General features: G+C 58.4%; 13 protein-coding genes and 1 tRNA gene. 10 read left to right on the forward strand and 4 right to left on the reverse strand.

The features are described 5' to 3' along the window. Positions 1 to 37: 37 nt before the first annotated feature. From WS62_RS05255 to WS62_RS05260, 3 genes are all read left to right on the forward strand, one after another. The gene (locus WS62_RS05255; protein ID WP_066568610.1) at positions 38 to 670 is read left to right on the forward strand and encodes a hypothetical protein; all 633 of its coding nucleotides are present in this window, start codon (positions 38 to 40) and stop codon (positions 668 to 670) included. Between the two features lie 561 nt (positions 671 to 1,231). Next, positions 1,232 to 1,513: a hypothetical protein gene (locus tag WS62_RS35960; RefSeq protein ID WP_156440872.1), complete on the forward strand. Its 282-nt coding sequence runs from the start codon at positions 1,232 to 1,234 to the stop codon at positions 1,511 to 1,513. A gap of 104 nt (positions 1,514 to 1,617) precedes the next feature. Next, positions 1,618 to 3,813 (forward strand): beta-glucosidase family protein, encoded by a 2,196-nt coding sequence (locus WS62_RS05260; RefSeq protein ID WP_066568612.1) that lies wholly within the window; start codon positions 1,618 to 1,620, stop codon positions 3,811 to 3,813. Between the two features lie 713 nt (positions 3,814 to 4,526). Here the strand turns inward: WS62_RS05260 and WS62_RS37285 are convergent. Continuing rightward, the gene (locus WS62_RS37285) at positions 4,527 to 4,769 is read right to left on the reverse strand and encodes a hypothetical protein (RefSeq protein ID WP_197422765.1); all 243 of its coding nucleotides are present in this window, start codon (positions 4,767 to 4,769) and stop codon (positions 4,527 to 4,529) included. Between WS62_RS37285 and WS62_RS05265 the strand changes: the two genes are divergently transcribed. The 3 genes from WS62_RS05265 to WS62_RS35965 all read left to right on the forward strand — a co-directional run bounded on the left by WS62_RS05265 (position 4,734) and on the right by WS62_RS35965 (position 7,430). Beyond that, on the forward strand, positions 4,734 to 5,225 hold the full coding sequence (locus WS62_RS05265) for a hypothetical protein (RefSeq protein ID WP_066568614.1): 492 nt from the start codon (positions 4,734 to 4,736) through the stop codon (positions 5,223 to 5,225). The two genes, WS62_RS37285 and WS62_RS05265, sit on opposite strands and share 36 nt — an antisense overlap. A 1,485-nt stretch (positions 5,226 to 6,710) precedes the next feature. Beyond that, positions 6,711 to 7,175, forward strand: coding sequence for an avidin/streptavidin family protein (locus WS62_RS32665; RefSeq protein ID WP_197422766.1), 465 nt, complete (start codon positions 6,711 to 6,713; stop codon positions 7,173 to 7,175). Positions 7,176 to 7,232: 57 nt separating this feature from the next. Further along, the gene (locus tag WS62_RS35965; protein ID WP_156440873.1) at positions 7,233 to 7,430 is read left to right on the forward strand and encodes a hypothetical protein; all 198 of its coding nucleotides are present in this window, start codon (positions 7,233 to 7,235) and stop codon (positions 7,428 to 7,430) included. A gap of 52 nt (positions 7,431 to 7,482) precedes the next feature. On the opposite strand, the gene WS62_RS05280 is transcribed toward WS62_RS35965, so the two are convergent. Beyond that, a complete protein-coding gene (locus tag WS62_RS05280; RefSeq protein ID WP_066568622.1) occupies positions 7,483 to 7,767 on the reverse strand; it encodes a BrnA antitoxin family protein in 285 nt (94 codons plus the stop codon). Between the two features lie 224 nt (positions 7,768 to 7,991). On the opposite strand from WS62_RS05280, the gene WS62_RS32670 reads away from it, so the two are divergent. Beyond that, entirely contained in the window at positions 7,992 to 8,276 is a 285-nt protein-coding gene (locus WS62_RS32670; RefSeq protein WP_231748196.1) for a tyrosine-type recombinase/integrase, read from the forward strand. Positions 8,277 to 8,315: 39 nt separating this feature from the next. Here WS62_RS32670 and WS62_RS35975 read toward each other — a convergent pair. Continuing rightward, positions 8,316 to 8,395 (reverse strand) — tRNA-Sec (locus WS62_RS35975). 194 nt (positions 8,396 to 8,589) lie between these two features. Between WS62_RS35975 and WS62_RS05290 the strand changes: the two genes are divergently transcribed. From WS62_RS05290 to WS62_RS05300, 3 genes are all read left to right on the forward strand, one after another. Then, positions 8,590 to 9,072, forward strand: a complete 483-nt coding sequence (locus WS62_RS05290; RefSeq protein ID WP_066568624.1) for a DUF2778 domain-containing protein — start codon at positions 8,590 to 8,592, stop codon at positions 9,070 to 9,072. Then, positions 9,069 to 9,329: a hypothetical protein gene (locus WS62_RS05295; RefSeq protein WP_066568626.1), complete on the forward strand. Its 261-nt coding sequence runs from the start codon at positions 9,069 to 9,071 to the stop codon at positions 9,327 to 9,329. Before WS62_RS05290 ends, WS62_RS05295 begins: the two co-directional genes overlap by 4 nt. Positions 9,330 to 9,636: 307 nt before the next feature. Further along, positions 9,637 to 10,137, forward strand: coding sequence for a hypothetical protein (locus WS62_RS05300; RefSeq protein ID WP_066568633.1), 501 nt, complete (start codon positions 9,637 to 9,639; stop codon positions 10,135 to 10,137). A gap of 106 nt (positions 10,138 to 10,243) precedes the next feature. Here the strand turns inward: WS62_RS05300 and WS62_RS05305 are convergent, their stop codons facing one another. Next, a complete protein-coding gene (locus WS62_RS05305; RefSeq protein WP_066568688.1) occupies positions 10,244 to 10,786 on the reverse strand; it encodes a lysis system i-spanin subunit Rz in 543 nt (180 codons plus the stop codon). Between the last annotated feature and the right edge of the window lie 6 nt (positions 10,787 to 10,792).

Below are 10,792 nucleotides of genomic sequence, written 5' to 3' on the forward strand. Positions count from 1 at the left end.
TATACTGGATAAATATACAGTTATTTAGTATTAAGAAATGATCCTGCCACCGTTCGATCCTCCGAAGCTGCCCGAAATGACGCAATGGTGGAAGCAATGCACGTATGCGGATGTCCACCGGCTGATCCTCGAGGTGCAGCACCAGCGGCTCACGCTGTGGGAGCTCCGCGGTTGCGTCGCCGATGCGTCGCGCCGTGCGCGCGCGATCGATCCGGTACTGCTCGAGTACGGTGCGCCGCTGCGGCGGCTCGGCACGGTGATCGACAAGGAGATCGAGCGCGCGCAGCCGATCGTGCGTTCGCGTCAATCGGTTGCGCCCTTTTCCGACGAATGGCGCGCGCGGCAAGAGATCCGCTGCAGCCTGCACGCGGCGCCTGATGATCCGGTGCCCGGCGCCGACGCGAAGCAGTTTCCCGAGTTCCGCCGCGTGACGTGGCGCGAACTGCGCGAACGATGGCGATGGCTCGACGGAAAGAAGACGCGCACGTTGACGGTCGAGCAGCGCATGGTGCTCGAAATCGCCTTCGTGCGACGGAAGATCCTGGATCAGGTGTGGAAGATGGTCGCCGCGGTCGAGGCGGAGGCCGCGGCCGACGGCAAAGCGCTGTTCACGGTGGAGCGGTTGAAGCGATTCCTCGACGTCGAGCGCGAGGACGGCGATTCGTTCTGATGATCGGACCGCGCCGACGGTTGTTCGTTGTTCGTTGTTCGTTGTTCGTTGTTCGTTGTTCGTTGTTCGTTGTTCGTTGTTCGTTGTTCGTTGTTCGTTGTTCGCGCCTGTCTCTGCCGAATCGTCGTCGCACCGTGCCGAAATTCCGCCGCACGCGCGTTCCGCCGCCGGCACACGATTCGATTGTCCACGGATATCCGGCGATCGCGCGTTGCATCGCCGCGCCGGATTTGCGCTGCCGATACGAGAAGGCGAACAAACATCCGATTACTTTCGTAGACGATGCGAACGGATACCGTCTCGGTCGATCGCCGCGCCCAATTCGGACGCCGGCGTCCGTCGTCGTGAATCAATCCGACCGCGCTCGCATTTCTCCGTTTAGGAATCCATCTGGAAAAATTCACTCTTTGGACCAAAATGAAAAGCGCACGCTTCGATCCGGATCGTCACGAGCATTGAACACATTCGCGATGCATGCATGCCGGCCCGCTTCCCGCGCGCGTTCGATGAATCTGGCGCGACGCTCTTTTCATCGATCGCACTCCCGATCGAAAAGGCACGATGGGCGATCTCGTGCTGCCCGCCGGGATTCTCCAATATTTGGGAATTGGAACGACTCCGTTTCACGTTCGGCAAACGCCTCAAACGCAATGGAACCATCGAGCGTCGAAAAAGGCATCGATCGATAACCCATTCGTTCAAAAGTTTACTTGTCGTCAGTCTACTGATGCACTATTACTATCCGTGGCGTTTCGCTACATTCCCACGCAACGGCTGCCCGTGCTGAACTCATCGCCGGCCGGGCGCGGCTGTCTGCTGCGCATGATCGAGTTTCATCCGTAACACGCTTTGCCACGCGACATCCGTCGCGGGTTCGCACGCGCTCGCGCGAGGCTCTGCCTTGCGCAAAGCGGCAAAACGAAACGAGCATTCACGGAGATAAACCCATGCACGCAAGACGCATCTCCCTCGCCATTCTTGCCGCCACGCTGTGCGTTTCCGCGCATGCCGCCGAAAACGCCGCACCGTCCGAAGATTTCGCATTCCAGAACGACTCCGCGCATCGCCGCGCAGACATGCTGGTGCGCCAGATGACGCTCGACGAGAAACTGCAGCGCATTCATTCGAAGTACCCGATGAGCGACGTCCCGGGCGGCGGCGCGGGCTTCATTCAGGGCATCCCGCGTCTTCGCATTCCCGATCTGAACATGGTGGATTCGGCAACGGGCTCCGGCAGCACATCGCAGCCGAGCACGACGTTTCCCGCCACGATCGGGCTCGCGGCGAGCTGGGACAAACGCCTTTCGTACGCATTCGGCGCCGCGATCGCCGATCAGTTGCGCGCACAAGGATTCGCGATGGGCCTGGGCGGCGGCGCCAACCTCGCGCGCGAACCGCGCGGCGGACGCCTCTTCGAATATCTCGGCGAAGACCCCGTGCTCGCCGGCGACATGCTCGCGGCGCGCACGCGCGGCACGCAGGACCGCAAGGTGATTGCGACGATCAAGCACTACGTCGGCAACGAACAGGAAACGAACCGCATGGGCGGCGACGCCCGGATCGACGAGCGCACGCTGCGCGAGCTCTATCTGCTGCCGTTCGAAATCGCGATGAAGGCAGCGCGGCCCGGCAACGTAATGTGCAGCTACAACCGCGTGAACGGCGACTACGCGTGCGAAAACACGCACGTGCTCATCGACGTCCTCAAGAACGATTGGCACTTCCAGGGACAGGTGCAATCCGACTGGGGCGCCGCGCACAGTACCGCGAAGGCGATCAACGCGGGGCTCGACGAAGAGGAAGACGTCGGGCCGACCGCGTTCCTCACGCCCGATCTCGTCAAGCAGGCGCTCGCCAATCACGAGATCACGCAAGCGCGTCTCGACGACATGGTCCGGCGCAAGCTCTATGCGATGATTCGCACGGGCGTCATGGACGATCCGCCCCGGGGCGGCGGAGTGATCGACTTCGCCGCGGCGAACCGCTTCGCACAACACGCGGCGGAGCAGTCGATCGTGCTGCTGACAAATCAGGATCGCCAACTTCCGCTCGATGCCGGGAGCCTGAAGCGGATCGCTGTGATCGGCGGCCATGCCGACGCGGCCGTGCTGACGGGCGGCGGATCCGGCGATACGCGGCGGCCCGTCACGGGCGCGTTCGCCGGATGCGGCGGGCTGACGTTCCCGACGACGACGGGCTGCAACTGGTGGCCGAATCCATGGCTGAAGCTCGACGTGCCGATCGTCAAGGCGATCGGGAACCTTGCGCCGGGCGCGACGGTCGCCTTCGCCGGAAACAGCGATCAGCAATCGCCGTTTGCCGCCTATACCCCGCAGCAAATCGACGCGGCGGTCGATCTGGCACGGCGCTCCGACGTGGCGATCGTCTTCGTCACGCAGGCGGCCGGCGAAGATTTCGGCGAACTCCGCAGTCTCGCGCTCGCGAATCCGGCGAATCAGGACGCGCTCGTCCAGGCGGTCGCGCAAGCCAATCCGCACGTGATCGTCGTCGTCGAGAGCGGCAATCCGGTGCTGATGCCGTGGCGCAATCAGGTGTCCGCGATCGTTCGGGCATGGTTCCCGGGCGAAGGCGGCGGCAACGCGATCGCCAACGTCCTGTTCGGCAAGGTCAATCCGTCGGGCAAACTGCCCGTCACGTTCCCGGTGCGCGACGAGGATACGCCCGCCTGGGGCGCTGACGGCACGCTCGCGCCGAACCCCATCTATGCGGAGAAACTCAAGATCGGCTATCGCTGGTACGACGCGAACCGTATCGCGCCGATGTTCCCGTTCGGCCACGGCCTGTCGTACACGCATTTCTCATACTCGGGGCTGGCCGTGAAGCAATGTCCGGATGCGACGACCATCGTGTCGTTCACGCTGACCAATGACGGCCCCGTCGCCGGCGCCGAAGTGCCGCAGATCTATCTCGGCGATCTCGACGATTCGCAGGAGCCACCGCAGCGGCTCGTCGGATGGGAGAAGGTAAGCCTGCGTGCCGGCGAAGCGCGGCGCGTGCGCATCGTGATTCCGCCCGACATGCGGCGCGTGTGGGATACGAGCCGCAATGGATGGGCGTTTGCGAAGGGCGGCCGCATCTATGTCGGTGCGTCGTCGCGCGATATTCGGCTCCAGCAGCAATAAGGATCGGTGGTGGCGTCTCGCGGCGCCGCCGCCACCTCGAATCACGAAGAAGCGCGCGGCCACGCGGCGGCCCATCGGCATCGAGGCGTCACCCGGCATGCGCCACGTCATGCCCCCCGACTCTCCGCCGACAAAGCGCAGCCTCGCGTGCACCGACATACGGCCTGCGCCATCACCGAACACGACCCGTGCGCGATGCCGCCGCGGAATCGAGACGATTGGCGCGAAACGCCGCACCGGATCGCTGACGCGCCAGCGCTCGCGCCCCCCGCTTGCCGGTGTTGCGCGCGACTCGGCCACGTCCCGCTTGCTCGTCCAACACATCGCTACGCGCGTCGCCCATCGCATTCCGCTCATCCGAATGAAGGGCGATCCATCCCATACGCAAGCGGCTACCGCGCAAAATCGCGCGTGCCTGTCGCCCGATCCCGGAATTTCCGGGTCACCCCGCGCGTCGCCGAATGCTTCGAATGGCCGCCTTCACCTTCGCTCTTGCTGTCGTTGGACCGGTAATGCGTCGGCGGCCATGACGAGGGCTCGAGGCGCCGGCCTCCTGAAATCGGCTGCCAAACGCACCCTTTTATTCCATCCCGAAATTGACTTTCTTTAAATATTCTCCAAACGAAACTACAAAAACTTGTAGTTTCGAACACCTGCCATTCCAATCTATGCTTAATCCAGCAAGCACACATTCAGCACAGGATACGCCTATCTCATAAAAAATGAGAAAGCGAGACCATCTCAATAAAAAAGAAAATCAATTCATAAAACGCGATTTTAATCGACATACATCCATTCAAGACTTCACTCATTTCACGAATCGAAGCATAGCCCGTCTGCAGCGGGTTGACACATGGCGTGATCGAAAGCGCCAAATCGGCACGACAGCCGTCATCACCTTCAAGAAAGGAGTTCGCATCATGGCCACGACCACCGAAGAAGAAATCCTGCCGCAAGTTCTTCACCACCTTTACAGCGTGACTGGCGGAGAAGTGAATCCGTCGTCCGTCTCGACCCCGGTCGTCGAGCTCAAGCTGCAATTCGACGACGCCAATCGCCGCATTTCCGGGTTCGGCCGAGTCGTCTGGGGCAAGGTCAAGCCGCCGAAAGTCACCTCGGATTTCGTCGATCTCATCATCCACGGCGATTACGGTTACTTCCCGCCCATTTCGAAGCAAAACGATCCGAATTTTCTGGTCAGAACGCTTCAATTCAACCTGGTCGGGTATCCCAATCTGCACTGGAATCCGCGCTGGGGCATCGGCCCACAACTCCAGATCATTTTCAACCTCAACGCGGTGATTCCCGTCGGATCGAAAACCGGGTATGCCGCCTACAGCTACGGCCTCCCTCACGATCCCGAAAGCGCCGTCTCCGTGGCTGACGCGACGATCCGCCAGTTGCTGCTCTGATCGCGCGACCGGGTCCGCGACGTTCGAAAGGCATTCGATCACGCCAAGAAACCTTCGGACGCGATGAGCAGTGACCGATGACGCGCCGGCGATGCAATGTCGCCGGCGTCGTCGGTTTCCCGGGACGACATCGGAAATCGGCGCTGATCGCGCCGGGAAGTTATCGCGTGCGCCCAAAGCATCTGCCCGATAGGCCTTCGGCCGATTCCAGGGCCGCCCACACGCTCGCCTCTATCCAATCAGGAGCAGAAGCCTGCACAGCAGAGCGGATAAGCGGAATACGGACGACTGCGCATTGCCGGTTCAGGAAATATGCGACCGAAAAGATACCGGGTAATTCCGGGGGGTTAATGCGTGGGGCAAGTCTCGTCAAAGGCAATCTGGTTGGCGGCCTGATTTGGTTTCCCACACCAAAAAACGAGTCAATTATTTGGATTGACAATAGTCATACTCTTCCATTCACTCACATTCTATTTCAGACAACATAATACAAATGCCTTGCGATTCCCTGTCACTCCGTCTACGCTCGCCAGGCCCAAACGAGGCTGCGAAATGCCAGTTTCTTGCCGTATATCGTGGCATTAATGAGATGTCTTTTACATGGGAAAATAATCAATGCCAGTCAAATGCGCTGCCGCGAGTTTGCGACGCATTGCCACCTCGATACAGGCGAGCCAACCCACCGTCGTGAGAGCGATTACAGGATAAAAAATCTTCTGGTCGTCACGTTGTTTGCCGCTTTGGTTGCACCCCTTGTTTGTGCCGGACAAGAACCCACTGAACCGCATCGGGAATCGTGAAGGCTGGTTAGTTTAAGTTAATACGGGCGCATCAGCGCTATTTCTGAGTTGCCTGTAGTAGTTTGCCTCAGCTTCAGCGGGTGGGATATTGGGGACTTGCCCTCAAGCATGTCGAACATGCTCGGCACGCATGAAAAAGCCCGCAAGGTTTTCACCTAGCGGGCTTGGTTTTCCATTGGCGCACCTGTCGCCATTGGGACGGGTTTCACCCTTAAGCGACATCGGTCATCAAGACATGATCAAAAAAACAAAGACACACCGATCTTCCCCTCATTGATTTAACTTTCGTTTACCCGACAACATCAAAATTTGATGGAATACCGATTCCATATAAATCATTCCATGGATTTCAGAATTCGCCCACGATCAAATTGCGTACTTGCCAACCATTACCTTTCAACCTATGCTGAATTTTGTCATTGCCGCACCTTGAATACGCAATTCAATTAATTGAGCGATTAAATAATTAATTTGATTTTTAGTTTCACTTTGCGCGCGATTTTTCAATAAACCAATCTCACAAATACATCACCCACTCGGCCAACCCTCTTAAAAAGATGATTGCTGTCACCAGATATCATCAGTCGAGCTCGCGCAATATGCGTGTCGGATTGGGTGTGAGGTCAGCCATAGCATGGCTTCGCCAATACAAGAGATCCGCACCATCACAAAGAAGGAACTGAAAATGAAAAAGATGCTCGTATCGCTCGCTATGCTAGGGACTTTCGCGTCACCCGCGTGGGCTGACACTTCAACTGCCCCGAATTGCCAGAACCCAACCGGCTCGTGGCTCAATGAGCTAGGCTCGACCATGCAGATCGCCTCCGTCACCGGGACTGGAGCCATTACCGGCACGTACATTTCGCCTTCCGGGACAACCGGTCAGACTTTCTCGCTTTCTGGCTGGTTCTATGCAGCACCACCTGCAAATAACGGCCTGGATCAAGTGACACTGGTCACGTTTTCCGTCAATTGGAACAATGCCGCGGCCCGCTACAACAGCATTACGACGTGGTCGGGGCTTTGCCGAATAACGAACAACGTGCCGACGATCACGGCGCTTTACTACTACTCAAATGCTTTCGCCCAATACTCGTGGAAGCACATCAATGTGGGGCAGGATATTTTCCAGCCAATTGCTTCACAATAAGCGAGCGCCATCCGATATTTTCGCGAACCGGCTTGCGCGCCGGCATCTGGACCTCAAATGAAAACGCTCCGTCACCGAAAAATCGACGCGGCGCGCAAGCTGAACTGCACATGTAAAAGCCCCAAGACTTTCGCACTCAGGGCTTCGCTCATCAATTTGACAGCAACCATTGCCGCCGGCATGAAAAAAGCCCGCAAGGCCTTTGCCAAGCGGGCTTCGTTTAGGCGCACCTCGCGCCCGACGACGTCAATATAGCGAATCGCGACGCGGTTTACAGCCCCTTTTCGATTACGTCATCGAATGAGGACTACGCCGGCAGATGTTCCTTCAACCATTCGCGCAGCGCGTCGTTCATGCGCGTCTGCGAACCTTCGCCCGTCGCCTTGAAGGCGTCGACAATGTCGACGTCATAGCGCACGATCAATTGCCCCTTCGGAGCTTCAAGCGGCGGACGGCCGCGCTTACCTCGACGCGTCATCTTCGCAAAGTCCTCTGCCGGCACTTCGAACGTGTCGGGGTCGGCCGCGATGCCGCAGTTGATTGCCGCACCCTCTTCGTCCGTCGGCATGACGGCCTTTCGCTTGCTCAACATAGCTCTTGACCGCCCGCTTGTTCGCCTCGCGCATGCTGACGATGTGCATCGAGTCGCCACGCAGCGCGAACACCACTCAGTAAAGGCGATCGCCGATCACGCCGAACCCGACTCCGTGCACTTCACCGTAATCGCGTCGGGCATCCACGTAGGACAACACATCAGCCCAATCAAGCTGCGCCGCCGGCGCCAACGAAACCCGTATCGCGGTCATTGCGCGCCGAGTGACGTTCACGATCGCTCCGTGGAAATGGAAAGACGAATGGGTCAAGGCGCGCATGAAAGCCGGCCACCCCGAAGTCAGGTTCCGCGACCTTCGGCACAGTGACGCATCGAAAATGATCAACGCCGGAATCGACCTCTACACCGTTGGCAGCGTCCCGGGCCATAAGACGCCTACCTCGACCAAACGGTACGCCCATCTGGTGACCGACAAGCTCGCCGACGCTGTGAAAAAGATCTGCGGCAACAAGGATCGGGCAGAAAAACCCCCACCGCAGGGCGAATAATCGCCGAACGGGGTTCATCCAATTGGCCGCAAAGCCTTGTGGCGGAAGGCAGTCGGAGTCGAACCGACCTGGCGCGGGCTGACCGCACCAACTGGGTTTGAAGTTCAGGGCCATTTTCCAACAAATCAAATGGTTGGACGGAAATCTGTTCCGCAATTTGACTCCATGGTCGAGCGCTGGGGCCTTGCCAGTCGAGGAGCCGAAGAATTTTGCGGAAATACTTTTGCCAACTTGAAAAGCAGCAGCACCTCGCAATTGGCATTTCGCTTCACTGAGCAGTATATTTGTCATACTCCATTGCTCACGGCCTAACATGCCAGCACAGTGCTACTTCACGCTAAACAGTCAGCGCGTTTCCAGTCTCATTTGCCCCGGCTTCGGTGGCGTGCTGGCGTTCTCAGGCAATAAGCGGTTCGTCGACAAGCCCGATGCAACGGCCGTCGCCAACGCTGGACCGATCCCCAAGGGCCGCTATTACATCGTGAAGCGCGACACGGGCGGCCGACTCGGGCCAATTCGCGATCTCGCACTGGATCTGTGGTCAAACAGCGACCGCTCGACATGGTTCGCGCTTTACCGCGCCGACGCCAAAATCGATGACGAGACCTACGTGAACGGCGTTAAGCGCAGCGCATTTCGTCTGCACCCAAATGGTCGATGGGGGGTGAGCGACGGCTGCATCACGGTCACGACGCAGGTGCAGTTCGACCAGCTACGTGCGTATCTCATGAAACAGCCGACCGCGAAGATCCCGGGAACCGACATCGAGTATTACGGCACGGTGGACGTCCGATGAAAACGTTCGTGCGCCTCGTCATCACGGCGGTTCTGACGCCGTTCGTTTTCTTTGGGCTTTCGCGCATCGACCTGCTCGCGCGTTGGGTTGGTAGCGACAAAGTATGGAACCTGCTCGGCCCGCTGTTCCGCCTGTTCGGCGTGACCGGAATTGAAGGCGAAGAGAACGTCTTGCTGGCCGTGCTGTTCGTCGCGAGCTTTCTCGTCGCTGCGCTCGTCGTAATGCTCGCCTTGAGACTTCGGCGCACGCACGCGTAGCGATCACTTAGGCGCCGCCACCATGTCATCGGCCGGATAGAGCTGCAGCATCGTCCGCGCCGCGTCAACGTTCGACGCCGTGAATAGTGGCGAGTTGTCAAAGCCCGCGCAATTGCTCTGCAACCATCGACAGGCGCATCATTTTATTCAATTATTTAATGATATTAATTAATTCGTAAATTGAAAAACCAGACAGCAACTGTTGCCACAAAATAAAATAAATTAAGCACTTAAAAAAACAAAAAATACGCTACCCTAAACATCGCGCGCACAAACACTCAAATCGTTCATCGCCAGAGAGATCGTCATGCCCATTTCACAAAGTGAAGCAGAGAAGATTACTGAACATTTTTTCAAAGAAGATCCCGACACAAAACAGCTTTTCAAGGATAGCGGCCTCAACGAAGCAGAGTTTAAAAAAATTTACACAGATGCATATATAGAGCTAGTCAAGGAAAGAGACATTTACACCGAACCAGCTCTTAGAGCACTTCATTTCCCGATAAAAAAAGACCTCGACCTTGGCGTCGCAAGCATCCACATCACGATCAACAGACCCGGAAATGATCAATATTCTATCGACGTCGTCAGCAAAATTTTGGGCCTTAAAATCGGCGATTCCCACATGAAATTTGAAAACGGGGCCTTAACTCGCAGCGACAAGATAGGAAGCAACGCGCTTGGCGCAAGCTATACAGCAACCCTGCACATAAAAAACGGGTTTGGTGTGCAATTCGAAGCCCACCTCTATGCGAAAATTGCTGGCTTCAAAAAATCCGTTGATTTTGGACCGAAATGGATTTTTTGATTTAAAGCATGGCTGAAGGAACGTGCCGCCGCGCGCGACGCACGGGCGGCGGCACGTTCCAGGGACTGCGGCCGGCCGAGGCGCTGCGACGGTCTTTGGTCTCTGCTCACTGCTGACAGCCGGGCATCGCCGGCCGCACGGCGCACACCCACCCCTGCACTGCCTTCAGTTTGTCGATTTCGCGCTGGTCGTCTCCGGCGACCCCGAAAACGCGCTCCGCAACCTCTGGGTCGATGTCTGCGACGGCGGCGGCACCATTGCCCACGCCGGCGGCGCCGGCAGATCCGGGCAGACCGTCGAAACCGGCTGCAGTGCAGTTCCGGACGGCGACGCGCAGCCGGTCAGTGCCAGTAGCGAGAGCAGCGCGCACGCTGCGATTTTCGGTTTCATGGTCGATTCGCTCCTTCGTGAGTTGTGCGTCGATGGCGGCCACCCGCGAGGCGGCCGCGTCGTGCGCGGCAATTGCACGCTTCTCGGCGTCGAGCGCCGCCTGCGAGATCGCGGCCAGATCGCCGGCATGCCGCTGATCGTCCGCCGCGCGCGCGGCCTGCTCGTCGGCAAGCTCGCGCGCGCCGATCAGGTGCTCGATGCCGGCGCCAGTGGCCGCGCCGAGCAGCGCAGCAAGCAGATACGGCCACGCAAATTTCAGGAAGAT

This window comes from Burkholderia sp. ABCPW 14 (assembly GCF_001523835.1).
GTDB lineage: Bacteria > Pseudomonadota > Gammaproteobacteria > Burkholderiales > Burkholderiaceae > Burkholderia > Burkholderia mayonis.

Bases quoted from the DNA above. Each gene is read 5' to 3' on its own strand.
- WS62_RS05255 (WP_066568610.1), top strand. From the start codon at position 38: ATGATCCTGCCACCGTTCGATCCTCCGAAGCTGCCCGAAATGACGCAA.
- WS62_RS35960 (WP_156440872.1), top strand. From the start codon at position 1,232: ATGGGCGATCTCGTGCTGCCCGCCGGGATTCTCCAATATTTGGGAATT.
- WS62_RS05260 (WP_066568612.1), top strand. From the start codon at position 1,618: ATGCACGCAAGACGCATCTCCCTCGCCATTCTTGCCGCCACGCTGTGC.
- WS62_RS05265 (WP_066568614.1), top strand. From the start codon at position 4,734: ATGGCCACGACCACCGAAGAAGAAATCCTGCCGCAAGTTCTTCACCAC.
- WS62_RS32665 (WP_197422766.1), top strand. From the start codon at position 6,711: ATGAAAAAGATGCTCGTATCGCTCGCTATGCTAGGGACTTTCGCGTCA.
- WS62_RS35965 (WP_156440873.1), top strand. From the start codon at position 7,233: ATGAAAACGCTCCGTCACCGAAAAATCGACGCGGCGCGCAAGCTGAAC.
- WS62_RS05280 (WP_066568622.1), bottom strand. From the start codon at position 7,767: ATGTTGAGCAAGCGAAAGGCCGTCATGCCGACGGACGAAGAGGGTGCG.
- WS62_RS05290 (WP_066568624.1), top strand. From the start codon at position 8,590: ATGCCAGCACAGTGCTACTTCACGCTAAACAGTCAGCGCGTTTCCAGT.
- WS62_RS05295 (WP_066568626.1), top strand. From the start codon at position 9,069: ATGAAAACGTTCGTGCGCCTCGTCATCACGGCGGTTCTGACGCCGTTC.
- WS62_RS05300 (WP_066568633.1), top strand. From the start codon at position 9,637: ATGCCCATTTCACAAAGTGAAGCAGAGAAGATTACTGAACATTTTTTC.